The sequence below is a fragment of the Pseudomonas sp. D1-1 genome, assembly GCF_051132225.1.
Lineage (GTDB): Bacteria > Pseudomonadota > Gammaproteobacteria > Pseudomonadales > Pseudomonadaceae > Aquipseudomonas.
In genome coordinates, this window is sequence record NZ_CP071676.1 from 1,133,919 (window position 1) to 1,158,995 (window position 25,077).

Here is a 25,077-nt window from a genome sequence, read left to right on the forward strand (position 1 = left end):
GACGGAGTGTCAGATAAAAATAGGTGTCTGACACGCCGCCATCGCGAGCAAGCTCGCTCCCACAAGGGATTTGCGGTAATAGATCCAAGCAGGTACGACAATCAACCCTGCCGGAATTTGACTCACAGGTTTACAATCGACGCTCCTGATCAGGAGTTACCCTGTGCTGACCCATCTCGATTCCCAAGGTCGCGCCAACATGGTCGACGTGACCGACAAGGCCGTGACGTTCCGCGAAGCCACCGCCGAAGCCTTTGTGCGCATGCTGCCCGATACTCTGCAAATGATCGTCAGCGGCGGCCATCCCAAGGGCGATGTGTTCGCCGTCGCGCGCATTGCCGGTATCCAGGCGGCAAAAAAAACCAGTGACCTGATCCCGCTCTGCCATCCGCTCATGCTCACCAGCGTCAAGGTCGAACTGACCGCCGAAGGCGAGGATCGCGTGCGCATCGTGGCCCGCTGCAAGCTCTCGGGACAGACCGGTGTCGAAATGGAGGCGCTCACCGCCGCCAGCGTCGCCGCGCTCACCATCTACGACATGTGCAAGGCCGTGGACCGGGGCATGACCATCGAGGGCGTGCGTGTGCTGGAAAAACTCGGCGGCAAGAGCGGCCACTTCCAGGCGGATGCGTCATGAACATCACCGTGAAGTTCTTTGCCCGTTATCGCGAAGCGCTCGGCGTGGATTCGCTGAAAGTGGAGGGCGTTTTCGCCACGGTTGACGATGTGCGCGCATTGCTCGCTCAGCGTGACGGAGCCGAAGTGCTGCGAGAGCAGAACCTGATGTGCGCCCGCAACGAAGACCTGTGCCAGCTCGATGAACCGCTGGCGGACGGCGACGAAGTGGCCTTCTTCCCCACCGTGACCGGAGGCTGAGCCATGGCGATTCGGGTGCAGGCCGAGCCGTTCGACCCGGGGGCCGAGGTCAATGCGATGCAGGCAGCAAATGTCGGCGTCGGCGCCGTGGTGAGTTTTGTCGGCTACGTGCGCGACTTCAATGACGGCCTCGATGTGTCCGGGATGTTCCTCGAGCATTATCCGGGCATGACCGAAAAAGCCCTGGGCAAGATCGCCACCGAGGCCGAGCAGCGCTGGCCGCTGCTCAAGCTTGAGGTATTGCACCGCATCGGCGCCCTGGAACCGGGTGAGCCGATCGTTTTTGTCGGCGCCGCCAGCGCCCATCGCCAGGCGGCCTTTGAGGCCTGCGCCTTTGTCATGGACTACCTGAAGACCCGCGCACCGTTCTGGAAAAAGGAAAATACCGCCGACGGCCCGCGTTGGGTCGAGGGGCGGGACAGTGATCATGCGGCGGCGGATCGCTGGAAGCGGTAGGCAACCTGTAGAAACTGCCAGGTATCCAAGACGAAAAAAGCGCAGCCTGGTTGGGCTGCGCTTTCGGTACTGCGAAGACGGTTAAGGTCGCTTGCGCTCGACCGGCCGCAACAGATGAGTCGGCGGCATCTCGCAACTGATCTTGCGGCCCAGCAGTGCCTCGATCGAGGGTAACTGGTAGGAATCATCCTCGCCGGCGAAGCTGATCGAAACCCCGGCGGCCCCGGCACGACCGGTGCGGCCGATACGGTGCACGTAGTCGTCCGGCACTTCCGGCAGGGTGAAGTTGATCACGTGGCTGATGCCGTCGATGTGAATGCCGCGACCGGCCACGTCGGTGGCGACCAGCACGCGGATCTTGCCTTCGCGGAAACCTTCGAGTGTCTTGATGCGCTTGTGCTGCGGCACGTCGCCCGACAGTTGCGCGGCGTTGACGCCATCGCGCACCAGGCGTTCTTCGATGCGGCGCACTTCGTCCTTGCGGTTGGCGAAGACCATCACCCGCTCCCAACCGTTGTCGTTGACCAGGTTGTAGAGCAGTTTGTACTTGTCGGCACCGGCGACCGCATAGATGTGCTGTTCGACATTTTCACTGGCGACGTTTTCGGCTTCGATCTCGACGATTGCAGGATCGGTGGTCCATTGCTTGGCCAGGTTCATCACGTCTTCGGTGAAGGTGGCGGAAAACAGCAATGTCTGGCGTTCGTTTTTCGGCGGGGTCTGGCGAATGATCTGGCGTACCTGGGGGATGAAGCCCATGTCGAGCATTCGGTCGGCCTCGTCGAGCACCATCACTTCGACCATGTCCAGGTGCACGTCGCCGCGCTGGTTGAAGTCCAGCAGGCGGCCCGGCGTCGCCACGAGGATGTCGCAGTGGCGGGCCTCGAGGTGCTTGAGCTGCTTGTCGAAATCCATGCCGCCGACGAACGTCATCACGTTCAGGCCGGTGTACTTGGTCAGGTCGGCGGCATCCTTGGCGATCTGCACCACCAGCTCACGGGTTGGCGCGATGATCAGCGCCCGCGGCTCGCCCATGTAGCGTTCCTTGGGGGGCGGGGTCTGGAGCAACTGGGTGATGATCGAAATCAGGAACGCGGCGGTCTTGCCGGTGCCGGTCTGGGCACGACCGATAGCGTCCTTGCCGGCGAGGGTATAGCCCAGCACTTGCGCCTGGATCGGCGTGCAGTACGGGAAGCCCAGGTCCTGGATGGCATGCATCAGCTCGGGGGCGAGCTTGAAATCGTGGAAGCGGGTCTTGCCTTCCTGAGGTTCTACGACGAAGTCTTCGAGCTTCCAGGCAACGACCGGCGGTTTGGGTGCGCGCTCGCGACGTGGCTTGGGGGCTTCGCTGCGTGGTTTTTCCGGCTCGGATGCCGCCACAGGTTGCGCAACGGATGCGGTCGACGGCGATAGTTTTGCGTCCGCAACGGGGGCGGTCCGACGTGGTTGGTGCGCATCGGTGCGGCTCGCGCCGTGGACGGGGGCGCTGGCTTCAGGCGCGAGTTGCTCGGCCTCGCTTTTACCGAACATCTTCTTGAGTGCTTTGAGCACGGTCATCTCATCGGTTGGTTAAGGAATGTACGCCGGCCAGTGTAATGCAAGAAACGGGCGCGGCGTAGTGTGATCATCAAAGCGCTGGCGTGGCTATCTGCCTCTTAGCGCAAGCGTTCCGCCAGCCAGGTACCGATGTCGCGAATCTCCTCGGGTAACACTTCGTGGCCCATTGGGTATTCTTGCCATGTCACGGTGACACCATGCTGCTTCAGATACTCTTTGGCGGTCCGGCCCATCGGGTTGAGTACCACTTCGTCGTACTGTCCGTGCAGCGCCAGTACCGGAACGCGTTGCTGGCTGGCTGACAACTGCAGTTCTTCGCCGAAAGTTGGCGCATAAGTGGACAGCGCAATCACGCCACCCAGCGGCCCCTGCCACTTGACGAATGCCGTGTGATAAACCACTGCTCCGCCTTGGGAAAAACCTGCCAGGAAAATCCGCGAGGCGTCTATTCCGCTGGCTCGCTGGGTTTCCATCAGGTCGATGACCCGTTGCGCCGAGGCGTCCAGTTGTTGCTCGTCGATCGCCCGCGCCGGGCTCAAGGCCCGAATGTCATACCAGCTGGGCATGGCGTAGCCACCATTGATGGTCACCGGTTGCGTCGGCGCCTGGGGCAATACGAAGCGCGTAGTCAGCAGGCTTTGCTGCAGCATTTCGGCGACCGGCATGAAGTCGTAGCGATCGGCGCCCAGGCCGTGGAGCCAGATAACGCACGCATCGGCGGTGCTGGAGGGCTCGAGAATCAAGGGGTCGGTCATGGTGTGCTCCAAAAATGTGCGGGTGCGCTCAATCAGTGCCTGATTGCGGTGCGCGCCTGGTGCCTCAGTTAATTAGATGTCGCAATGCTACAAGTTTTTGTCTTGACGTCGCCAGTAACGGACAAGCGCAGCGGTGTGGTACGGGCTTTGCTATTGGTTTAGCCGAATGATGATTCTTACGCAGCGCGGTAACACTATCAGCTCGACGCGACGCATGGGATATCAGAAATCCGGTGATGGATGTTCGCCAATAGCCGCTACGGGCTTCGCGAACGTGAAGGGCTACAGCCCGTTCGGCCGATTGGTGAGAAGTGAGTAAGGCGCCGTTTATAGCCGCTCTCATTATTAGACTCATAGCGAAGGCCCAGACGTCGGTTGACCCTAAAAAAAGCCAACAAGGGTCGGCAATGCCTCAAAAGGGTGCGACAGGGTCCCAGCTCCGACACAACAAGAGCAAAACTGGAGGTTTGAATGAAGTTACTGAAATCCACCCTGGCAGTCGTGACTGCAGCAGCAGTCCTCGGTGTCAGCGGGTTCGCTCAGGCGGGTGCAACCCTGGATGCCGTGCAGAAGAAAGGTTTTGTGCAATGTGGTGTAAGTGATGGCCTGCCGGGTTTCTCGGTGCCTGATTCCACCGGCAAGATCGTGGGTATCGACGCTGACTTCTGCCGTGCCGTGGCCGCTGCGGTGTTTGGCGATGCGACCAAGGTCAAGTTCAGCCAGTTGAACGCCAAGGAGCGCTTCACCGCGCTGCAATCCGGCGAAATCGACGTGCTGTCGCGCAACTCCACCATGACCAGCTCCCGTGATGCGGGCATGGGCTTGAAATTCCCGGGCTTCATTACCTACTACGACGGCATCGGCTTCCTGGCCAACAGCAAATTGGGCGTCAAGAGCGCCAAGGAACTGGACGGTGCAACCATCTGCATCCAGGCCGGTACCACCACCGAGCTGAACGTGTCCGACTACTTCCGCGCCAACGGCCTGAAGTACACCCCGATCACTTTCGACACCTCCGATGAAAGCGCCAAGTCGCTGGAATCCGGTCGTTGCGACGTGCTGACCTCCGACAAGTCCCAACTGTTCGCCCAGCGCAGCAAGCTGGCTTCGCCGAAGGACTACGTGGTCCTGCCGGAAACCATCTCCAAGGAGCCACTGGGCCCGGTCGTGCGTAACGGCGACGACGAGTGGCTGGCCATCGTGCGTTGGACTGGCTTCGCCATGCTCAATGCCGAAGAAGCAGGCGTGACCTCGAAGAACGTCGAAGCTGAAGCCAAGTCCACCAAGAACCCGGACGTCGCTCGTATGCTGGGCGCTGACGGTGAATACGGTAAAGACCTGAAGCTGCCGAAAGACTGGGTCGTGCAGATCGTCAAGCAAGTCGGCAACTACGGTGAAATGTTCGAGCGCAACCTCGGCAAGGACACCCCGCTGCAGATCGATCGCGGTCTGAACGCTCTGTGGAACGCAGGCGGCATCCAATACGCACCACCAGTGCGCTGATGGTTCTATCACCCGGTGGGCCAACCACCGGGTGATGTTCTGTTCCATTCTTTGCGGGGCACTTCATGCAAAATTCAATCGGCGCACCTAAGCAGAGGCTCAGCCTCAGCGATCCACGAGTGCGTGCGTGGGTATTTCAGATCGTCACCATCGTGGCGGTTATTTCGCTGGGCTGGTTTCTGTTCGATAACACACAGACCAACCTGGAACACCGGGGCATCACGTCCGGTTTCGGCTTTCTGGAGCGCAGTGCCGGTTTCGGCATCGCCCAACACCTGATCGACTACACCGAAGCGGACAGTTATGCCCGCGTCTTTGTCATCGGTTTGCTCAACACCCTCCTGGTGACCTTCATTGGCGTGATTCTGGCGACCATCCTGGGGTTCATCATCGGCGTCGCACGCTTGTCGAAGAACTGGATAATCTCCAAGCTGGCGACCGTCTACGTGGAGGTCTTTCGTAACATCCCACCGCTGTTGCAGATCCTGTTCTGGTACTTCGCGGTATTCCTGACGATGCCGGGACCACGGGCTGCCCACAACTTCGGCGACACCTTCTTCGTCAGCAGCCGTGGCCTGAACATGCCGGCGGCGCTGGTGGCGGAAGGGTTCTGGCCGTTCGTGGCCAGTGTCGTGCTGGCGATCGTCGCCATCGTGCTGATGACCCGCTGGGCCAACAAGCGTTTCGAAGCAACGGGCGAGCCGTTCCATAAATTCTGGGTCGGCCTGGCGCTGTTCCTGGTGATCCCGGCGTTGTGCGCACTGATCTTCGGCGCGCCCGTGCATTGGGAAATGCCGCAGCTCAAGGGTTTCAACTTCGTTGGTGGCTGGGTTCTCATCCCGGAACTGCTGGCCTTGACCCTGGCGCTGACGGTGTACACCGCGGCGTTCATCGCCGAGATCGTGCGTTCTGGCATCAAGTCGGTCAGCCATGGCCAGACCGAGGCGGCTCACTCGCTGGGCCTGCGCAACGGTCCGACCCTGCGCAAGGTGATCATCCCGCAAGCCCTGCGCGTGATCATCCCGCCGCTGACCAGCCAATACTTGAACCTGGCGAAGAACTCTTCGCTGGCGGCCGGTATCGGTTATCCGGAAATGGTTTCGCTGTTTGCCGGCACGGTGTTGAACCAGACCGGTCAGGCCATCGAGGTGATCGCGATCACCATGAGCGTGTACCTGGCGATCAGTATCAGCATTTCCTTGCTGATGAACTGGTACAACAAGCGCATTGCGCTGATCGAGCGGTGAGGAAAAGCGCATGACATCCCATACTTTCAAACCTGATATGCCGCCACCGAGCAAAGTGTTCGGGCCGGTGGCATGGATGCGCGCGAACATGTTCTCCAGCTGGCTCAACACGCTGCTGACGTTGTTCGCGTTCTACCTGATCTACCTGATAGTTCCACCGATCCTCGGTTGGGCTATCCTCGATGCCAACTGGGTCGGCACCACCCAGGCCGACTGCACCAAGGAAGGCGCCTGCTGGGTGTTCATCCAACAGCGTTTCGGCCAGTTCATGTACGGCTATTACCCGACAGGCCTGCGCTGGCGCGTAGACCTGACGGTGTGGGCGGCAGTGCTTGGCGTGGCGCCGCTGTTCATCTCGCGCTTCCCGCGCAAGGCGATCTACGGCCTCAGCTTCCTGGTGCTGTACCCGATCATTGCCTGGTGCCTGCTGCACGGTGGCGTTTTCGGTCTGGATACCGTGGCGACCAGCCAGTGGGGCGGCCTGATGCTGACGTTGGTGATCGCCACCGTCGGTATCGTCGGTGCTCTGCCGCTGGGCATCGTCCTGGCCCTGGGCCGGCGCTCGAACATGCCGGCGATTCGCGTGGTCTGCGTGACCTTCATCGAGTTCTGGCGCGGCGTGCCGTTGATCACGGTGCTGTTCATGTCCTCGGTGATGCTGCCGTTGTTTCTGCCTGAGGGCATGAACTTCGACAAGCTGCTGCGGGCATTGATCGGCGTGATCCTGTTCCAGTCGGCCTACGTGGCCGAAGTGGTGCGTGGCGGTCTGCAAGCGATTCCCAAGGGGCAATACGAAGCGGCCGCGGCGATGGGCCTGGGCTACTGGCGCAGCATGGGCCTGGTTATCCTTCCGCAGGCGCTGAAGATGGTGATCCCGGGGATCGTCAACACCTTCATTGCGCTGTTCAAGGACACCAGCCTGGTGATCATCATCGGCCTGTTCGACCTGCTCAACAGCGTGAAACAAGCTGCCGCCGACCCGAAATGGCTGGGCATGGCCACTGAAGGCTATGTGTTTGCCGCCCTGGTGTTCTGGATTTTCTGTTTTGGTATGTCCCGCTATTCCATGCATTTGGAACGCAAGCTGGACACTGGCCACAAGCGTTAGGAGTTGACTCATGAGTGAAGCGATCAAACAGCCTGTGAGCCCTGAAGGCATTATTCAGATGCAGGGCGTGAACAAGTGGTACGGCCAGTTCCACGTGTTGAAAGACATCAACCTGAACGTCAAGCAGGGCGAGCGTATCGTGCTGTGCGGCCCGTCGGGTTCCGGCAAATCCACCACCATCCGCTGCCTCAATCGCCTGGAAGAGCACCAGCAGGGTCGCATCGTGGTCGATGGCGTGGAACTGACCAACGACCTCAAGCAGATCGAAGCGATCCGTCGCGAAGTCGGCATGGTGTTCCAGCACTTCAACCTGTTCCCGCACCTGACCATCCTGCAGAACTGCACCCTGGCGCCGATGTGGGTGCGCAAGATGCCCAAGCGCAAGGCCGAGGAAATCGCCATGCATTACCTGGAACGCGTACGCATTCCAGAGCAGGCGCACAAGTACCCGGGCCAGCTCTCCGGCGGTCAGCAACAGCGCGTGGCGATCGCCCGTGCCCTGTGCATGAAACCGAAAATCATGCTCTTCGACGAACCGACCTCGGCCCTCGACCCGGAAATGGTGAAAGAGGTTCTGGACACCATGATCGGCCTGGCCGAAGACGGCATGACCATGCTGTGCGTGACCCACGAGATGGGCTTCGCCCGCACCGTGGCCAACCGCGTGATCTTCATGGACAAAGGCGAAATCGTTGAACAGGCTGCGCCGAATGACTTCTTCGACAACCCGCAGAATGACCGTACGAAGTTGTTCCTGAGCCAGATCCTGCACTGATCCGATCTCAGGCAGTGAAATAGACCCGGACTTGTCCGGGTTTGTTTTTTTTTTCGGGTCAGAGATCCGCCGTGTCATGTTCCGGATGGCGACCCGACAACAGTTGCTGCAAATGGGCTTCGTCGTTCAGCGAGTGGACTTCAGCCATCAGGTGCGGATGCCGATCAAGCAGGCGCATCAGCACGAATAACGACTGGGCCGGGGTAACTTCGCCGCGTTCATAACGGGAAAACGCGTTATGCCCGCCTCCGGATAGCAGCTTCACCGCGTCTTTTTGCGTGAGGTGCAGTTTGCGGCGGATGCGTTTGATTTCCGCACCTGTCGCCAGCGCGTAATCTTCCAGCAATTGGTCGCTGGCCCTGGAGTAACGTTCGGCGCTGTCAGTGTCGTGATCGAATTCGATTTCACCGCAGATCCGGCATTCCCATCCGGCAATATCGTGTACTTGCCGAGTCACCTGCCTGTAGTCGACCGTAAAGCTACGGCCTTTGAAATGATGCATCGCGTCGATGCTGCCGCAGCTGACACATTGCTGGGGTTTCATTGGTTTTTCTCCTTGAAGGAGACCACCGGATGCCCACCGCCGGGGCGGTAAGTCACCTTGATGTAAATCTCCCGATCCTGAAATGTTGTGTGATAGACGTCTTGCCAGATTCGGTGATCGGCATACGTGGTCATCGATTTATGCAGCATCCTGTATTCCAACAGGTGAACGATCCGCAGCATCCGGGCGAGACTCAACATCATCCTTCGTCCGCCTTCGCGGGCGTTCAATGTGAACGCCTTGCTTCGCAACCTGTGAACCTCGGCCTTGACCACTGTCAGGTCGTAATGGGGTGTGCTCTTTTCCATAAGAAGCCGTTTGCCTTGTCTCAATGATCACCCATAAAGGGTAAATCTGACTAATCGAAAATTCGGATTCTTTGCCTCCAATAAAACGTAGGCGGTTGCCGTCCTACGTGAAGCTGACTAACATGTCAGAAAATTCATCCCATGATTGGATGAAAAGGCGAGCCCCATGTCAGAAATGTCCCCGCTAATAAAGCGCTCCCTGGTCGATCAAGCCTTGGAGCAACTGCGCCAACGCATCAGCGACGGCGTGTGGGCTGTCGGCCAGCGCCTGCCTACCGAGCCGGAATTGGTCGCCGAGCTAGGCATCAGCCGCAACACGGTGCGCGAAGCCATGCGCGTACTGGCGTTTTCCGGATTGATCGAGATTCGTCAGGGCGACGGCAGCTACGTGCGTGCGGTCGTCGACCCGCTGGACACGCTCAAGGCGCTATCCCGTTGTTCGTTGGAGCAGGCCCGGGAAACCCGGCACATCCTTGAAGTCGAGGCCATCGGCCTGGCGGCGCTACGGCGCACCGAGGATGATTTAGTTGCCTTGCGCCAGGCGCTGAAAACCAGCGGCGAGCATTATCACGGCGACCTGGAGCACTACATCGCCTGCGACCTGGTGTTCCATCGCCTGCTCGTGGACGCCGCGCACAACCCGGCCCTGAGCGAGCTGTATCGCTATTTCTCCAGCGTGATCGGCGCTCAGTTGCGTCAGAGCCTCAGTATTATTCCGCGCCATCAACACGTGTTCGACCTGCACATCGAAATCCTCGAAGCCGTTGAACGCCAGGATCCGGAGCGGGCCAAGGCCCTCTGCCGGCAGTTGATCAATGAACCCTGAACCCGAGCTTTCCATGTCCCGCGATCCGCTTGACCGCACTACCGCAACGCCGAACAAACGCGGCGCCGAACTCGAAGAATTGCTGATCGACGCCGAGGCGGACGACGAGCAGGCCCAGCAGAGCCACCCGCTGGTGCGCCGGCCCTGGTTGCTGCTGCTAGGCCTGATCCTGGTCGCGTTGAACCTGCGCCCGGCCTTGTCGAGCATGGCACCGCTGCTCAGCGACGTGTCGAAAAGCCTTGGCCTGTCGGCTGCCCAGGCCGGTCTGCTGACAACCTTGCCAGTGCTCTGCCTGGGCCTGTTCGCGCCATTGGCGCCAGTGCTGGCACGCCGCTTCGGCGCTGAACGAGTGGTGCTCGGGATCCTGCTCACGCTGGCTGGCGGCATCATCCTGCGCAGCTCGTTCGGCCAGTTCGGCCTGTTCGCGGGCAGCATCCTCGCTGGCGCCAGCATCGGTGTGATCGGCGTGTTGCTGCCGGGCATCGTCAAGCGCGACTTCGCCAAGCAGGCCGGCACCATGACCGGTGTCTACACCATGGCGCTGTGCCTGGGTGCGGCGATGGCGGCCGGCGCGACGGTGCCATTGAGCGAACATCTGGGCCATGACTGGGCCCTCGGCCTGGGCTTCTGGATGCTGCCGGCCCTGCTGGCCGCCGTGTTCTGGCTGCCGCAAGTGGGCCAGAAACACGGGGCGCATCAAGCGGCGTATCGTGTCCGCGGGTTGCTGCGTGATCCCCTGGCCTGGCAGGTGACCTTGTACATGGGGCTGCAATCGTCCCTGGCCTACATCGTGTTCGGCTGGCTGCCGTCGATCCTCATCGGTCGCGGGCTGACCCCGACCCAGGCGGGGCTGGTGCTGTCCGGCTCGGTAATCGTGCAACTGGTCAGCTCCCTCGCGGCGCCCTGGCTGGCAACGCGCGGCAAAGACCAGCGCCTGGCCATCGTGATCGTCATGCTGATGGTGCTCGGCGGGTTGTTCGGCTGCCTCTACGCGCCCATCGAAGGGCTGTGGGGCTGGGCGGTCCTGTTGGGCCTGGGGCAGGGCGCGACGTTCGCCCTGGCTCTGACGCTGATCGTGCTGCGCTCGCGCGACGCCCATGTGGCCGCCAACCTCTCCGGCATGGCCCAGGGTTTTGGTTATACGCTGGCGTCACTGGGGCCGTTCGCGGTCGGCGTGGTACATGACTTGACCGGCGGCTGGAATGCCCTGGGCTGGATCTTTGGCCTGGTTGGCCTGGGCGCGATCATCGCCGGCCTCGGCGCCGGCCGGGCGTTGTATGTCGGTGTCGTCAGCGAAAGAGTCGGCGAGCTTCGCTAATGTCATTTTTCATAGCGAATGACGATAGTGTTCCACGCGGTGGCAGATTATCGTGCAGGCCTACTGAAACGATCTCCGGAGTCCGTCCATGAGCGATGCCCACACAGCCCTGATCACCCGGTTTTACCAGGCATTCCAGCGCCTCGATGCCGAGGCCATGAGTGCCTGCTACACCGATGACGTGGTGTTCAGTGATCCGGCCTTCGGCGAACTGCGTGGGCGCGATGCCGGCGACATGTGGCGCATGCTCACCACGCGGGCCAAGGATTTTTCCCTGACGTTCGATAACGTGCGCAGCGACGAACGTTCCGGCGGCGCCCATTGGGTGGCGACTTATCTGTTCAGCCAGACCGGCAATACAGTGGTAAACGACATCCAGGCGCGCTTCGTTTTTCGTGACGGCAAGATCTGCGAGCACCACGATCATTTCGACCTGTGGCGCTGGTCGCGCCAGGCCTTGGGCACCAAAGGCCTGCTGTTGGGCTGGACACCGCTGGTGCGCAACGCCGTCCGCGCCCAGGCGCTCAAGGGGCTGCGGGCGTTCCAGGCCAGTCGCTGATAAGATCGCGGCTTGTTTCCATCGCGGCTGTTGAATATTTCCGTGACCACCGTTGAATCACCCCCCGACCTCGCTGCCCCCGCCACACCCGAACCGGCCAAGCCCTGGTTCGTCTACCTGGTGCGCGCCGCCAACGGCTCGCTGTACTGCGGCATCAGCGATGACCCGGTGCGGCGTTTCGCCAAGCATCAGAGCGGCAAGGGCGCGCGTTTCTTTCTCTCCAGCCCGGCGGTCGCGCTGGTCTATACCGAGGCCTGCCGTGACAAGGGCGAGGCGTTGCGGCAGGAGCGGTTGATCAAGAAGCTCAAGAAAAGCGCCAAGGAATGCTTGGTGGCCAGTGCGCTGTCGCTTCATCAGCCAGGCTGATAGGCCTTCATCAGGCCGGTAGGCTGGTCCGGTCAGGCGCGCTAAGCTGCAAGACTTCATCCCAGCAGTGGCGATTCTCATGTCTGAACTGATCCTCCATCATTACCCAACCTCCCCATTCGCAGAGAAAGCCCGCCTGCTGCTGGGTTTCAAGGGCTTGTCCTGGCGTTCGGTAGGTATACCGCCGATGATGCCCAAGCCGGACCTGACGGCCTTGACCGGTGGTTACCGCAAGACGCCGGTGTTGCAGATCGGCGCTGACATCTACTGCGACACGGCGTTGATAGCCCGGCGACTGGAGCAACAGAAAGCCTCCCCGGCGCTGTTTCCCGAGGGCCGGGAAATGATCGCTGCGTCCTTTGCGGCATGGGCGGATTCGGTGGTGTTTCAGCATGCGGTAAGCCTGGTGTTCCAGCCGGAATCGGTGGCGGTGCGTTTTGCCAAGTTGCCGCCCGAGGCGATCAAGGCGTTCATCAGCGACCGTGCCGGGCTGTTCAGTGGCGGCACGGCCACGCGTCTGTCCGCCGAGCAGGCCAAGCATCAATGGCCTGTGATCATGGCGCGCCTGGAGCAGCAGTTGCAGCGTGAAGACGGCGACTTCCTGCTAGGTGATCCGTCGATTGCCGACTTTGCCATGGCGCATCCGCTGTGGTTCCTCAAGGGCACGCCTGTCACTTCACCTTTGGTGGATGCTCACCCTGCGGTATCGGCGTGGCTGGCGCGGGTGTTGGGTTTCGGCCACGGTGCGTCGAGCCAGATGAGTTCCGAAGAGGCCCTGGAGGTGTCTCGCGATGCGACGCCGGCAGCGCTGCCGGATGAGTCATTCAAGGAGCCGAACGGATTTGTGGCGGGGCAGCGGGTGAGCATCGCGGCGACTGATTACGGTGTCGATCCGGTGGTTGGGGAGTTGTTGTTTGCCGGTAGCGAAGAATTGATTCTGCGTCGTCAGGACGAGCGTGGCGGGGTGGTGCATGTGCACTTTCCGCGGTTCGGGTTTCGCCTCGAGGCGGTCTGATTTTTGCTGAGGTGGTGACTGGGCTTCCGCTTTCGCGAGCAGGCTCGCTCCCACATTTGGCCGGGGGTGGGCCCAGGATTTGTGTTTGCCGCAATCACTGTGGGAGCGAGCCTGCTCGCGAAAGGGGGGCGGGGCCGACATCACTGCTGGCCCGGTGGATTTATATCGCGGCTAATGCCTTGAGAATATTCTCCGGCTCATACCCACGAATCAACGTGCCGTTCACATCCAGGATCGGAATCCCCCGGCCGCCCAGCGCCTCGTAGGTCTTGCGCGCTTCGGCGTCCTTTTCAATATCGAACTCGCGAAACGGCACGCCTTTCTCGTCCAGGAATCGTCGGGTTGCCTTGCAGTATCCGCACCAGTCGGTGGCGTACAGCACGACGCGGGCGTTGCTGCGAACCTGTTTCGAAACCATTTGCGACGGATTGAGCACCCGCTCGATTTTGCCCCAGTTCTGGTACGCGACCACCACCAGCAGAACCAGCAGGCACTTCTTCAGTACCCCGGTGAGCATCAGTTACGCCGCTTGAGCTGATCGGTCAGCGAGGTCGGTAAACCCTTGATGATCAGCGTGCCGGCCTCTTCGTCGTATTCGATCTTCGAGCCCAGCAGATGCGCTTCGAAGCTGATGGACAAGCCTTCGGCGCGGCCGGTGAAGCGGCGGAACTGATTGAGGGTGCGTTTATCCGCCGGAATTTCCGGCGACAGGCCGTAGTCCTTGTTGCGGATGTGGTCGTAGAACGCTTTCGGGCGCTCTTCGTCGATCAGCTCCGAGAGCTCTTCCAGGCCCATCGGCTCGCCGAGCTTGGCCTGGCTGCTGGCGTAGTCCACCAGGGTCTTGGTTTTCTCCCGGGCGTCGTCTTCGGGCAGGTCTTCGCTTTCGACGAAGTCGCTGAAAGCCTTGAGCAGGGTGCGGGTTTCGCCGGGGCCGTCGACGCCTTCCTGGCAACCGATGAAGTCGCGAAAGTACTCCGAAACCTTCTTGCCGTTCTTGCCCTTGATGAACGAGATGTACTGTCTGGACTGTTTGTTGTTCTGCCATTCCGACACGTTGATCCGCGCCGCCAGGTGCAACTGGCCCAGGTCCAGGTGGCGCGACGGGGTCACGTCCAGCTCGTCAGTCACGGCCACGCCTTCGCTGTGGTGCAGCAGGGCGATCGCCAGGTAGTCGGTCATGCCTTGCTGGTAATGAGCGAACAGCACGTGGCCGCCAACCGACAGGTTGGATTCTTCCATCAGCTTTTGCAGGTGTTCCACCGCCACGCGACTGAACGCAGTGAAGTCCTTGCCGCCGTCGAGGTATTCCTTCAACCAGCCACTGAACGGATGCGCCCCGGATTCGGCATGGAAGAAGCCCCAGGCCTTGCCTTGCTTGGCGTTGTAGCTCTCGTTGAGGTCGGCGAGCATGTTCTCGATGGCCGTGGACTCCGCCAGTTCGGAGTCGCGGGCATGGAGCACAGCGGGCGTGCCGTCGGGTTTTTTGTCGATCAGGTGGACGATGCAATGACGGATCGGCATGGATTTCTCGGCTGATGAAAGAGGGGAGGGCGCGCTCCCCGAAAAAGGGCCCAGTGTACCGCAATCACTGGTTTTGGAACGTGGTGAAGGCCCTTTCAGACCGGTCTGACACCCGGTGAGCATTTTTTTACCAATTTAGCGCAATAAAGCTGACCAAATGGGTAGGTAGAGGCGGATATTTCACAGGCGTTGTGCTAGTTTTGCCCGGTCTTACGCGAAGTCACTGCGTTAAGCGTGCATTCAGCATTTGTCAGGTCGAACCAAACCCGGATTTCGGCATCTATTACCCCGATCCGTCGTGGTGATGACCGAGGGCGGCTGATCAGATAGATCGGCTCGATGGCTGACACTGCACTCTGCAATCCATATGAATTTGATAGGGAAGGAACACTACATGGCTCTTACTAAAGACCAACTGATCGCTGATTTGGCTGAATCTGTAGACGCACCAAAAGCTACCGTGCGTGCGCTGCTGGACCAACTGGGCCAAGTGGTTGCCGATCAGCTGGAAAACGGCGGCGAACTGACCTTGCCAGGTGTTGGCAAGCTGAAAGTCACCGAGCGTCCTGCCCGTACCGGTCGCAACCCTTCGACTGGCGCAGCCATCGAAATCCCGGCCAAGAAAGTGATCAAGCTGGTTGTGGCCAAAGGCCTGACCGACGCGGTCAACAAGTAAGATCGTTTTATGAAAAACCGTGCCGCGGAGCGATCCGGGCACGGTTTTTTGTTGCCTTGAAAAAGTGGCCAGTGGTGAGTAATGCTGATCACTCAAGAAAAACGACGTGCCTGTGGCGAGGGAGCTTGCTCCCGCTCGGCTGCGAAGCAGTCGTATTCCGGCGGGTACGGTGTGTTTGATGCTGCGTATTCGGCAGGTTTTGGGGCCGCTACGCAGCCCAGCGGGAGCAAGCTCCCTCGCCACGGGAATGCCGATACCTTAAGTGAACCGCATCAGGCTGTGTTGAGGGAGGTTCAGTCCTTGCGAGCCCAGCGCGCCTGGCGCCAGGCTTGTTGCTGCGCCTGGTCCTGGAAGGTCCAAGCCACGAACCGACTCTGCTTCTGCCCCTGGGACATTTCCACCACCTGGCTGTGCAGCGTTCCGGCCTTTTTCAGCGCGGCTTGAATCGCCGGCAGGTTCGAGGCCTTCGATACCAGCGTGCTGAACCACAGCACTTGCCCGGCGATCTGGGCGCTCTCACTGATCAACTGCGTGACGAAGCGCGCCTCGCCACCCTCGCACCACAGCTCCGCCGCCTGGCCGCCGAAATTCAAGACCGGCAACTTGCGCTTCGGATCCGCCTTGCCCAGTGCCCGCCATTTTCGCTGGCTGCCCTTGGTGGCTTCCTCCAGGGAGGCGTGGAACGGCGGGTTGCACATCGTCAGGTCGAACCGTTCGGTACTTTCCAGAAGCCCTGACAGGATGTGCTTGCGGTTGGGTTGCTGGCGCAGCTGGATGGCTTTGTTCAGGCCGTTGGACTGGACGATGGCCTTGGCCGACGCGATTGCCGTCGGGTCGATTTCCGAGCCCAGGAAGTGCCAGCGGTAATCGCTGTAGCCGATCAGCGGATAAACGCAGTTGGCGCCGGTGCCAACGTCCAGCACCTTGACCGCCGCGCCGCGAGGAATTTCGCCTTCATTGTGGCTGGCGAGCAGGTCGGCGAGAAAATGCACGTAGTCGGCGCGCCCCGGCACGGGAGGGCACAGGTAGTCAGCCGGAATGTCCCAATAGGCGATGCCATAAAAGGACTTGAGCAGCGCCCGGTTGAACACTCGCACCGCCTCGGGGCTGGCAAAGTCGATGCTTTCCTTGCCGTAGGGATTGATGATCACGAACTTCGCCAGTTCCGGTGTGCTCTTGATCAGCGCCGGGAAGTCATAGTGGCCCTGATGGCGATTGCGCGGATGCAGGCTGGCCTTCTCCCGCGGCGCTTTGGTCTCGGCGACGGGCTTGGGCTTCTGGCGGGGAGGGCGGGGAGGGCGAGGAGCGGTCATGGCGGGTCGATTCAGGGCTGGCTCAAAAAGTGGCGGGCATTGTCCCACATTCGGCGCGGTCTTGATGACTGCGCTATTCAAATGAGCGGGGGGAACCTGTGTGGGAGCGAGCCTGCTCGCGAAAGCGGTGGATCAGCTTGCATGGATGTTGAATTTTGCCACCGTCATCGCGAGCAGGCTCGCTCCCACAGGGGGAGGCGCTTGCTTTGGGAAAGGACAGGCAGAAAAAAAGGAGGCCACCTGGGCCTCCCTTTTCAATCACGAACCACCGTTACAGGCTGGCAATCCGCGCGTGCTGCTCGGCCAGCTTGCCCAGGGCCTGTTCGGCCTCGGCCAGTTTGGCCCGCTCCTTCTCGATGACTTCGGCCGGTGCCTTGTCGACGAAGCCGGCGTTCGACAGCTTGCCGCCGACGCGCTGGACTTCGCCCTTCAGACGCAGGATCTCCTTGTCCAGGCGCGCCAGTTCGGCGGCCTTGTCGATCAGGCCGGCCATTGGCACCAGCACTTCCATCTCGCCAACCAGGGCGGTGGCCGACAGCGGTGCTTCTTCGCCCACAGCCAGTACCGTCACCGATTCCAGTTTCGCCAGCTTCTTGAGCAGCGCTTCGTTCTCGTTGAGACGGCGCAGGTCTTCGGCGTTGGCGTTTTTCAGGAACAGGGTCAGCGGTTTGCCTGGGCCGATGTTCATTTCGGCGCGGATGTTGCGCAGGCCGAGCATGAAGGTCTTCAGCCACTCGATGTCGTCTTCGGCTGCCGGATCGATGCGGCTTTCGTTGGCCACCGGCCACGGTTGCAGCATGATCGTCTTGCCCTGGGCACCGGCCAGCGGTGCGACGCGCTGCCAGATTTCCTCGGTGATGAACGGCATGAACGGATGCGCCAGGCGCAGGGCCACTTCCAATACGCGAACCAGGGTGCGACGGGTGCCGCGCTGGCGCTCGACCGGTGCGTTTTCGTCCCACAGTACCGGCTTGGACAGTTCCAGGTACCAGTCGCAATACTGGTTCCAGATGAACTCATACAGCGCTTGTGCGGCCAGGTCGAAACGAAACTGGTCGAGCTGGCGGGTCACTTCGGCTTCGGTGCGTTGCAGTTGCGAAATGATCCAGCGGTCAGCCAGGCTCAGCTCGTAGGTTTCGCCGTTCTGGCCGCAGTCTTCGCCCTTGTCCAGCACGTAGCGCGCGGCGTTCCAGATCTTGTTGCAGAAGTTGCGATAGCCTTCGACGCGGCCCATGTCGAACTTGATGTCGCGACCGGTGGATGCCAGCGAGCAGAAGGTAAACCGCAGAGCGTCGGTGCCGTAGCTGGCGATGCCCTCGGCAAATTCTTCGCGGGTGGCCTTCTCGATCTTCTTCGCCAGTTTCGGCTGCATCAGGCCCGAGGTGCGTTTCTGCACCAGGGTTTCCAGGTCAATGCCGTCGATGATGTCCAGCGGGTCGAGGACGTTGCCCTTGGACTTGGACATCTTCTGGCCCTGGCCGTCGCGCACCAGGCCATGGACGTAGACAGTCTTGAACGGCACTTGCGGCGTGCCGTCCTCGTTCTTCACCAAGTGCATGGTCAGCATGATCATCCGGGCGACCCAGAAGAAAATGATGTCGAAGCCGGTGACGAGCACGTCGGTGGAGTGGAATTTCTTCAGGAACTCGGTCTGTTGCGGCCAGCCCAGGGTCGAGAACGTCCACAGGCCCGAACTGAACCAGGTGTCGAGAACGTCGTTGTCCTGCGCCAGCGCTACGTCCGGGCCAAGGTTGTGCTTGGCGCGGACTTCGGCTTCATCGCGACCGACGTAGACCTTGCCCGACTCGTCGTACCAGGCCGGGATGCGGTGGCCCCACCACAGCTGGCGGCTGATGCACCAATCCTGGATGTCGCGCATCCACGAGAAGTACATGTTTTCGTATTGCTTGGGCACGAACTGGATGCGGCCGTCTTCCACGGCGGCAATCGCCGGCTCGGCCAGCGGCTTGGTCGACACGTACCACTGGTCGGTCAGCCACGGCTCGATGATGGTGCCAGAGCGATCGCCTTTCGGGACTTTCAGGGCATGGTCGTCGACGCTGACCAGCAGGCCGGCGGCCTCGAACGCAGCAACGATCTGCTTGCGCGCTTCGAAGCGATCCAGGCCGGCGTATTCGGCCGGGATCTGGCCGTCGACGCTTTCGTTCAGGGTGCCGTCGAGGTTGAATGCCTGGGCGGCCGGCAAGACATTGGCGTTCTTGTCGAAGATGTTCAGCAGCGGCAGGTTGTGGCGCTTGCCGACTTCATAGTCGTTGAAATCGTGAGCCGGGGTGATTTTCACGCAGCCGGTGCCGAATTCGGGGTCGCAGTAGTCGTCGCCGATGATCGGGATACGACGGCCAACCAGCGGCAGCTCGACGAACTGGCCGATCAGCGCCTGGTAGCGCTCGTCGTTCGGGTTCACCGCTACGGCTGAGTCGCCCAGCATGGTTTCCGGACGCGTGGTGGCGACAATCAGGTAATCCTTGCCTTCGGCGGTCTTGGCGCCGTCGGCCAGCGGGTACTTCAGGTTCCACAGGAAACCTTTCTCGTCGTGGTTCTCCACTTCGAGGTCGGAAATCGCCGTGTGCAACTTGGTGTCCCAGTTGACCAGGCGCTTGCCGCGATAGATCAGCCCGTCTTCATGCAGGCGCACGAAGGCTTCCTTGACCGCTTCGGACAGGCCGTCGTCCATGGTGAAGCGCTCGCGGCTCCAGTCCACGGACGAGCCGAGGCGACGGATCTGACGGCTGATGTTGCCGCCGGATTCGTCTTTCCATTCCCAGACTTTCTCGAGGAATTTCTCGCGACCCAGGTCATGGCGATTCTGGCCCTGGGCTTCGAGGCGACGTTCCACCAGCATTTGCGTGGCGATACCGGCGTGGTCGGTGCCCGGCTGCCACAAGGTGTTGCGGCCTTGCATGCGACGGAAACGGATCAGGGCGTCCATGATCGCGTTGTTGAAACCGTGGCCCATGTGCAGGCTGCCGGTGACGTTCGGCGGCGGGATCATGATGGTGTAGGAATCGCCCGCGCCTTGCGGAGCGAAATAATTCTCGGACTCCCAGGTGTTGTACCAGGAAGTTTCAATGGCGTGCGGCTGGTAGGTCTTATCCATGCGCGGCGGGACCCTATTGGCATTTATTCAGGAAAAGCCGGGAAGTATAGCGGGCGGGGCGAGTGCAAGCCACAGGCTGGGAGCGGCACGTCGGGTATATATAGGGGCAGTGAACCCTGTGGGAGCGAGCTTGCTCGCGATGGCGGTGGTTCAGCCTGCACTTATATTGGATGTGCCGGCCCCATCGCGAGCAAGCTCGCTCCCACAGAGGAAGATCAGTAGGTCTGTTATCTATTCGTACTGGCTCAACAACCGCTCCATACGCGCATCCAACCGGCGCTTGATCTCGGTTTCGATGTGCGGGGCGAAATCGTCGATCACGTCTTGCAGGATCAGTTGGGCGGCGGCGCGCAATTCCTGGTCCAGATGCAACAGGGCGTCGGGGCCTTTTGGTTCGGCATTGGGGGCTGGCTTGGGTTCGGGCTGGCCGTTGATCGGTTCGAACAGCAGCGGAATCTGCTCGTCATGCACGGCTTCGTGTTCCACCGTGTCGGTCAACAGCGGTGGCTGCAAGGTATCGTCACCGAGCAGTTGGCGGATCGACTCGAGGTCATCCAGCAGGTGAGCAGGTTTTTGCGGCGGTTTTGGAGTGTCCATCGTAGGCTCAGAGTCGCTGTAAACGGTGGTCTTGCAGAGCATAGCCCTGTTCGCGGTAGAAACGGAAACTCTCCCGCGCGGCTTGGCGGATGGCCGGGTCTTCGACCACGACTTCCGCCACGCGGGCGAAACGCTGGGCAAACGCCGGCACTTTCAGGTCGAGATTGACCAGCAGGTCCTGATGCTGACCGCAGTCTTCCCCCAGCCCCAGCACGATCAGCCCTTCGGGTTCGCTTTCGGCCGGACCGTGGGGCACGAAACTCTCGCCCTTGAACGCCCACAGGCGCGCGTCCAGGTCTTCGCGCTGAGCGGCATCGCTGCAATGCAGATAGATGCGATGGCCCATGCGCCAGGCTTTCTCGGTGAGCTTGCAGGCGAAATCCAGTCGCGCCGAGGGATCGGCGCTGGGCAGGATGTAGAAGTCGACTTTGGTCATTGCGTTCCTTGAATCGCCGAGGCGTCACCCGAGGGCGACGCACCGGCGATCATCGGTGTCAGGCCTTGGCGCGGTCCAGCAGGTACTGGGTCAGCAGGGGTACCGGACGGCCGGTGGCGCCCTTGTCCTTGCCGCCGCTGGTCCAGGCCGTGCCGGCGATGTCCAGGTGGGCCCAGTTCAGGTTCTTGGTGAAGCGCGACAGGAAGCACGCTGCGGTGATGGTCCCGGCTTTCGGGCCACCGATGTTGGCGATGTCGGCGAACGGGCTGTCCAGCTGTTCCTGGTACTCATCGAACAGCGGCAATTGCCAAGCGCGATCGTCGGCCTGCTGGCCGGCGCTGAGCAGTTGGCCGATCAGCTCGTCATTGTTGCCCAGCAGGCCCGAGGTATGGGCGCCCAGGGCGACGACGCAGGCGCCAGTCAGCGTGGCGATGTCGATCACCGCTTGCGGCTTGAAGCGTTCGGAATAGGTGAGGGCGTCGCACAGCACCAGACGGCCTTCGGCATCGGTGTTGAGGATTTCCACGGTCTGGCCGCTCATGGTGGTGACGATGTCGCCCGGGCGCGAAGCCGTGCCGCTGGGCATGTTCTCGGCGCAGGCGAGGATGCAGACCAGGTTGATCGGCAATTGCAGCTCGAGCACGGCGCGCAGGGTGCCGAACACGCTGGCGGCGCCGCCCATGTCGTATTTCATTTCATCCATGCCGGCGCCGGGCTTGAGGCTGATGCCGCCGGTGTCGAAAGTGATGCCCTTGCCCACCAGGGCGTACGGCTTCTCGGATTTCTTGCCGCCGTTGTATTGCATCACGATCAGGCGTGGCGGCTGGGCGCTGCCCTGGCCGACGGCATAGAACGAACCCATGCCCAGGTCCTTGATTTTCTTCTCGTCGAAGACCTCGACCTTCAGACCCTTGAATTCCTTGCCCAGTGCCTTGGCCTGTTCACCCATGAAGGTCGGGTGGCAGATGTTCGGCGGCAGGTTGCCCAGGTCGCGGGTGAAGGCCATGCCGTTGGCGATCGCGGTGGCGTGGGTCACGGCGCGCTGGACTTCGGCCTGGGCGGCCTTGATGGTCAGCAGGGTGATTTTTTTCAGCGCACGGGGTTCGGCTTTCTGGCTCTTGAACTGGTCGAACTGGTATTCGCCATCCACCAGGGTCTCGGCCAGCAGGCGATTCTTGCCGTAGCTGTCGCGGCCTTTTACAACCAGTTCGTCCAAGGCCAGCACGGCGTCGCCACCGCCCAGGTTTTTCAGGGTGCCCAAGACGCCGGCAATGATCTTGCGGAACGGACGGTCGCCCAGTTCAGCGTCCTTGCCAACGCCCACCAGCAACACACGCTCGGCCTTGAGGTTGGGGAGGCTGTGCAGCAGCAGGCTCTGGCCGACCTTGCCGGCCAGGTCGCCGCGCTTGAGTACAGCGCTGATGGCGCCGCCGCTCAAGGCGTCGAGCTGGGTGGCGACGACGCCGAGCTGGCGGTTCTCACCAACGGCAACCACCAGCGTGGCGGTCTTCAACGTTTCTGGGCTGACGCTTTTTACAACCAGTTCCATGTCCGGATCCTTGAGTCAATGGTCAAGAGGCCAGGCGCCGCGACGACAGTGGCGCGCTGAACAGCTGTCTTCTATATAAAAGAAGCGCCGGAGCTTGCCGGCGACAAAGGCCGCAGTTTGAACCCCGGCGCCCGAAGCTGACAACCCTCGCAGCGGTTAACTTTTTTGGCTGGGGAGCGTCTGCTTAAAGCATGCGCAGTGACAGGCGCCTCCAATCACAGGATAATGCGGCTCTTTTTTCGGCTGCTCGCAGTATGCGTCGGCTCGATACGTTTCTTGTTTGGCCGCCTAGCCTGACAATCGTGGAGTGTCTGGTTTGATCGTCTTCCGTTATCTATCCCGCGAAGTCCTGCTGACCCTGAGCGCGGTCAGTGCCGTGCTGCTGGTCATCATCATGAGCGGGCGCTTCATCAAGTACCTTGCCCAGGCGGCTTCGGGCGCCCTCGATCCGGGCTCGCTGTTCCTGATCATGGGGTTCCGCCTGCCGGGCTTCCTGCAACTGATCCTGCCGCTGGGATTGTTCCTCGGGATCCTGCTGGCCTACGGTCGCCTCTACCTGGACAGTGAAATGACCGTGCTGTCGGCCACCGGCATGAGTCAGCAGCGTCTGTTTCGCATCACTCTGTTCCCGGCCACATTGGTGGCGCTGGTGGTGGCCTGGCTGAGCCTGAGCCTGTCGCCCCAGGGCGCCAACCAGTTCCAGCTGTTGATCAACCAGCAGGACGCCATGACCGAATTCGACACCCTGGTACCGGGGCGCTTCCAGGCCCTGCGCGACGGGACGCGTGTCACCTACACCGAACAACTGTCGGACGACCGGGTCAACCTCGGCGGCGTCTTTATCACCCAGAAAAACGTCTCTTCGGACACCAAGAAGGACCGCGGCATTTCCGTGCTGGTGGCTGAGAAAGGCCGCCAGGAAATCAACCCCGACGGCAACCGCTACCTGATCCTGGAGAACGGCTATCGCTACGATGGCACCCCGGGACAGGCCGATTACCGGGCGATCAAGTACGACACCTACGGTGTGCTGCTGCCCAAGCCCGATGTCAGCGATGAAGTCACCGACCGCGATGCGATGCCTACCGCCAGCCTGCTGGGCAGTGATGACATCCGCGCCCGCACCGAACTGCAATGGCGCCTGTCGCTGCCGTTGCTGGTGTTCATTGTGACCCTCATGGCGGTCCCGCTGTCGCGGGTCAATCCGCGCCAGGGTCGTTTCCTCAAGCTGCTGCCGGCGATTCTTTTGTATATGGCCTACCTGACCATCCTGATTTCCGCCCGCAGTGCCCTGGAGAAAGGCAAGATCCCGCCGGCCCTGGGCCTGTGGTGGGTGCATTCGATCTTCCTGGTCATTGGCCTGGGCTTGCTCTATTGGGAGCCGTTGCGCTTGAAGCTGGCCAGTCGTCGCAGCGCGCTGGAGGTGGCCCGTGGTTAAACTCGACCGCTATATCGGCAGCAGCGTGTTCATGGCGATCCTCGCGGTGCTGGGAATCATTCTTGGCCTGGCGACCCTGTTCGCGTTCATCGACGAGATGGGCGATGTCAGCGATACCTATACATTGCTGGACGTGGCGAGCTACGTGTTGCTGACGGCGCCAAGGCGCCTGTACGACATGTTGCCGATGGCTGCGCTGATCGGTTGCCTGATCGGCCTGGGGAGCCTGGCGAGCAACAGCGAACTGACCATCATGCGCGCCGCCGGCGTGTCCATCGGCCGCATCGTGTGGGCGGTGATGAAACCGATGCTGGTGCTGATGCTGGTCGGGCTGCTGGTCGGCGAGTACGTCGCGCCGGCCACCGAGAACACCGCCCAGGCCAATCGCTCCCTGGCCCAGGGCGGCGGTGATGCCCAAAGCGCCAAGCATGGCTTGTGGCACCGCCAGGGTGACGAGTTCATCCACATCAACTCGGTCCAGCCTAACGGCACGCTGTACGGCGTGACCCGGTATCGCTTCGACGACGAGCGGCACCTGTTGTCGTCGAGCTTCGCCAAACGCGCCAATTTCGCCGAGGATCACTGGCAACTGACCGACGTCACCACCACCTTGTTCCATGACAAGCGCACCGAGGTGGTCGCCGCTCCACAGGAACGTTGGGACGTGCAGATCAGCCCGCAGTTGCTCAGCACCGTCGTGATGGCGCCGGAGTCGCTTTCGATCACCGGTTTGTGGGGTTACATCCACTATCTGGCGGACCAGGGCCTGAACAATGGCCGCTACTGGCTGGCATTTTGGGTCAAGGTATTGCAGCCGCTGGTTACTGCCGCCCTGGTGTTGATGGCGATTTCCTTCATCTTTGGTCCGCTGCGCTCGGTGACCCTCGGCCAGCGCGTCTTCACCGGCGTACTGGTCGGCTTCACCTTCCGCATCGCCCAGGACTTGCTGGGGCCATCGAGCCTGGTGTTCGGTTTCTCGCCGCTGTTCGCCGTGCTGGTGCCGGCCACGATCTGCGCGCTGGCCGGGCTCTGGCTGCTGCGCCGGGCGGGTTGATCGGCGCCCTTGTGGCGGGGGGGCTTTTGTGGCGAGGGGATAAATCCCCTCGCCACAATGATGTAACAAGCGGCCCCTGATTCATTCCACGGACAGCCATCGACAGGCGAACGTGACGCTTGCACGATGGATCAGGTACAATTCCCGGCTATTTTTCGGCGG

General features: G+C 61.3%; 26 protein-coding genes. 15 read left to right on the forward strand and 11 right to left on the reverse strand.

The genetic code is table 11. The annotated features are described in order from the left end of the window. The first annotated feature begins 163 nt into the window (after positions 1–163). Genes moaC through moaE form a run of 3 tightly spaced genes read left to right on the forward strand, consistent with a single transcriptional unit; the run spans position 164 to position 1,332 of the window. Entirely contained in the window at positions 164–637 is a 474-nt protein-coding gene (gene moaC / locus J3P86_RS04965) for a cyclic pyranopterin monophosphate synthase MoaC (protein WP_264426735.1), read from the forward strand. Next, complete coding sequence (locus tag J3P86_RS04970; protein ID WP_305496595.1) at positions 634–876, forward strand: MoaD/ThiS family protein; 243 nt, start codon at positions 634–636, stop codon at positions 874–876. Before moaC ends, J3P86_RS04970 begins: the two co-directional genes overlap by 4 nt. Positions 877–879: 3 nt before the next feature. Further along, complete coding sequence (gene moaE / locus J3P86_RS04975; protein ID WP_434653597.1) at positions 880–1,332, forward strand: molybdopterin synthase catalytic subunit MoaE; 453 nt, start codon at positions 880–882, stop codon at positions 1,330–1,332. A gap of 81 nt (positions 1,333–1,413) precedes the next feature. Here the strand turns inward: moaE and rhlB are convergent, their stop codons facing one another. Next, positions 1,414–2,889, reverse strand: a complete 1,476-nt coding sequence (rhlB, locus tag J3P86_RS04980) for an ATP-dependent RNA helicase RhlB (RefSeq protein WP_434625908.1) — start codon at positions 2,887–2,889, stop codon at positions 1,414–1,416. A 98-nt stretch (positions 2,890–2,987) separates the two neighbouring features. Next, the gene (locus J3P86_RS04985) at positions 2,988–3,644 is read right to left on the reverse strand and encodes an alpha/beta hydrolase (protein WP_434625906.1); all 657 of its coding nucleotides are present in this window, start codon (positions 3,642–3,644) and stop codon (positions 2,988–2,990) included. A 471-nt stretch (positions 3,645–4,115) separates the two neighbouring features. Here J3P86_RS04985 and J3P86_RS04990 point away from each other — a divergent pair, with 471 nt between their 5' ends. From J3P86_RS04990 to J3P86_RS05005, 4 genes are all read left to right on the forward strand, one after another. After that, positions 4,116–5,147, forward strand: coding sequence for an amino acid ABC transporter substrate-binding protein (locus J3P86_RS04990; protein ID WP_186610954.1), 1,032 nt, complete (start codon positions 4,116–4,118; stop codon positions 5,145–5,147). 65 nt (positions 5,148–5,212) lie between these two features. Next, positions 5,213–6,394 (forward strand): amino acid ABC transporter permease, encoded by a 1,182-nt coding sequence (locus J3P86_RS04995; RefSeq protein WP_434625904.1) that lies wholly within the window; start codon positions 5,213–5,215, stop codon positions 6,392–6,394. A gap of 10 nt (positions 6,395–6,404) precedes the next feature. Next, a complete protein-coding gene (locus tag J3P86_RS05000) occupies positions 6,405–7,502 on the forward strand; it encodes an amino acid ABC transporter permease (protein WP_186705160.1) in 1,098 nt (365 codons plus the stop codon). 10 nt (positions 7,503–7,512) lie between these two features. Further along, positions 7,513–8,277: an amino acid ABC transporter ATP-binding protein gene (locus J3P86_RS05005; protein WP_003178331.1), complete on the forward strand. Its 765-nt coding sequence runs from the start codon at positions 7,513–7,515 to the stop codon at positions 8,275–8,277. 58 nt (positions 8,278–8,335) lie between these two features. Here J3P86_RS05005 and J3P86_RS05010 read toward each other — a convergent pair whose 3' ends face one another. Continuing rightward, positions 8,336–8,821, reverse strand: a complete 486-nt coding sequence (locus tag J3P86_RS05010; RefSeq protein WP_434699563.1) for a type II toxin-antitoxin system MqsA family antitoxin — start codon at positions 8,819–8,821, stop codon at positions 8,336–8,338. Continuing rightward, positions 8,818–9,129: a type II toxin-antitoxin system MqsR family toxin gene (locus J3P86_RS05015; RefSeq protein WP_434699564.1), complete on the reverse strand. Its 312-nt coding sequence runs from the start codon at positions 9,127–9,129 to the stop codon at positions 8,818–8,820. Before J3P86_RS05015 ends, J3P86_RS05010 begins: the two co-directional genes overlap by 4 nt. 166 nt (positions 9,130–9,295) lie before the next feature. Between J3P86_RS05015 and J3P86_RS05020 the strand changes: the two genes are divergently transcribed. The 5 genes from J3P86_RS05020 to J3P86_RS05040 all read left to right on the forward strand — a co-directional run bounded on the left by J3P86_RS05020 (position 9,296) and on the right by J3P86_RS05040 (position 13,213). Further along, positions 9,296–9,955, forward strand: coding sequence for a FadR/GntR family transcriptional regulator (locus J3P86_RS05020; RefSeq protein WP_434699567.1), 660 nt, complete (start codon positions 9,296–9,298; stop codon positions 9,953–9,955). After that, a complete protein-coding gene (locus J3P86_RS05025; protein WP_434699568.1) occupies positions 9,945–11,273 on the forward strand; it encodes a CynX/NimT family MFS transporter in 1,329 nt (442 codons plus the stop codon). Before J3P86_RS05020 ends, J3P86_RS05025 begins: the two co-directional genes overlap by 11 nt. Positions 11,274–11,361: 88 nt before the next feature. Further along, positions 11,362–11,832: a nuclear transport factor 2 family protein gene (locus tag J3P86_RS05030; protein WP_434569706.1), complete on the forward strand. Its 471-nt coding sequence runs from the start codon at positions 11,362–11,364 to the stop codon at positions 11,830–11,832. A gap of 42 nt (positions 11,833–11,874) precedes the next feature. Further along, entirely contained in the window at positions 11,875–12,198 is a 324-nt protein-coding gene (locus tag J3P86_RS05035) for a GIY-YIG nuclease family protein (RefSeq protein ID WP_434625893.1), read from the forward strand. A gap of 79 nt (positions 12,199–12,277) precedes the next feature. Further along, positions 12,278–13,213 (forward strand): glutathione S-transferase family protein, encoded by a 936-nt coding sequence (locus J3P86_RS05040; protein WP_434625891.1) that lies wholly within the window; start codon positions 12,278–12,280, stop codon positions 13,211–13,213. Between the two features lie 160 nt (positions 13,214–13,373). Here J3P86_RS05040 and J3P86_RS05045 read toward each other — a convergent pair whose 3' ends face one another. Next, positions 13,374–13,730, reverse strand: coding sequence for a glutaredoxin family protein (locus tag J3P86_RS05045; RefSeq protein ID WP_434625889.1), 357 nt, complete (start codon positions 13,728–13,730; stop codon positions 13,374–13,376). After that, the gene (gene yejK / locus J3P86_RS05050; protein ID WP_420765369.1) at positions 13,730–14,734 is read right to left on the reverse strand and encodes a nucleoid-associated protein YejK; all 1,005 of its coding nucleotides are present in this window, start codon (positions 14,732–14,734) and stop codon (positions 13,730–13,732) included. The genes J3P86_RS05045 and yejK overlap by 1 nt, the downstream gene beginning before the upstream one ends. 394 nt (positions 14,735–15,128) lie before the next feature. Here yejK and J3P86_RS05055 point away from each other — a divergent pair, with 394 nt between their 5' ends. Continuing rightward, the gene (locus J3P86_RS05055) at positions 15,129–15,410 is read left to right on the forward strand and encodes an HU family DNA-binding protein (protein ID WP_030139622.1); all 282 of its coding nucleotides are present in this window, start codon (positions 15,129–15,131) and stop codon (positions 15,408–15,410) included. Positions 15,411–15,703: 293 nt separating this feature from the next. Here J3P86_RS05055 and rlmF read toward each other — a convergent pair whose 3' ends face one another. From rlmF to J3P86_RS05080, 5 genes are all read right to left on the reverse strand, one after another. Beyond that, complete coding sequence (gene rlmF / locus J3P86_RS05060; RefSeq protein WP_434699569.1) at positions 15,704–16,723, reverse strand: 23S rRNA (adenine(1618)-N(6))-methyltransferase RlmF; 1,020 nt, start codon at positions 16,721–16,723, stop codon at positions 15,704–15,706. Positions 16,724–16,994: 271 nt separating this feature from the next. Further along, complete coding sequence (locus tag J3P86_RS05065) at positions 16,995–19,841, reverse strand: valine--tRNA ligase (protein WP_434699570.1); 2,847 nt, start codon at positions 19,839–19,841, stop codon at positions 16,995–16,997. Positions 19,842–20,072: 231 nt separating this feature from the next. After that, positions 20,073–20,438 carry a DNA polymerase III subunit chi gene (locus J3P86_RS05070; protein WP_434625881.1) on the reverse strand — a complete coding sequence of 122 codons (366 nt, stop codon included), beginning with the start codon at positions 20,436–20,438 and terminating at the stop codon, positions 20,073–20,075. Between the two features lie 7 nt (positions 20,439–20,445). Further along, positions 20,446–20,874: a DNA polymerase III subunit chi gene (locus J3P86_RS05075; RefSeq protein ID WP_305496566.1), complete on the reverse strand. Its 429-nt coding sequence runs from the start codon at positions 20,872–20,874 to the stop codon at positions 20,446–20,448. Positions 20,875–20,932: 58 nt separating this feature from the next. Beyond that, positions 20,933–22,423: a leucyl aminopeptidase gene (locus tag J3P86_RS05080; RefSeq protein ID WP_305496564.1), complete on the reverse strand. Its 1,491-nt coding sequence runs from the start codon at positions 22,421–22,423 to the stop codon at positions 20,933–20,935. A 316-nt stretch (positions 22,424–22,739) separates the two neighbouring features. On the opposite strand from J3P86_RS05080, the gene lptF reads away from it, so the two are divergent. Then, complete coding sequence (lptF, locus tag J3P86_RS05085) at positions 22,740–23,861, forward strand: LPS export ABC transporter permease LptF (protein ID WP_434625879.1); 1,122 nt, start codon at positions 22,740–22,742, stop codon at positions 23,859–23,861. Further along, on the forward strand, positions 23,854–24,915 hold the full coding sequence (gene lptG, locus J3P86_RS05090) for an LPS export ABC transporter permease LptG (protein ID WP_434699572.1): 1,062 nt from the start codon (positions 23,854–23,856) through the stop codon (positions 24,913–24,915). Before lptF ends, lptG begins: the two co-directional genes overlap by 8 nt. Positions 24,916–25,077: the final 162 nt, after the last annotated feature.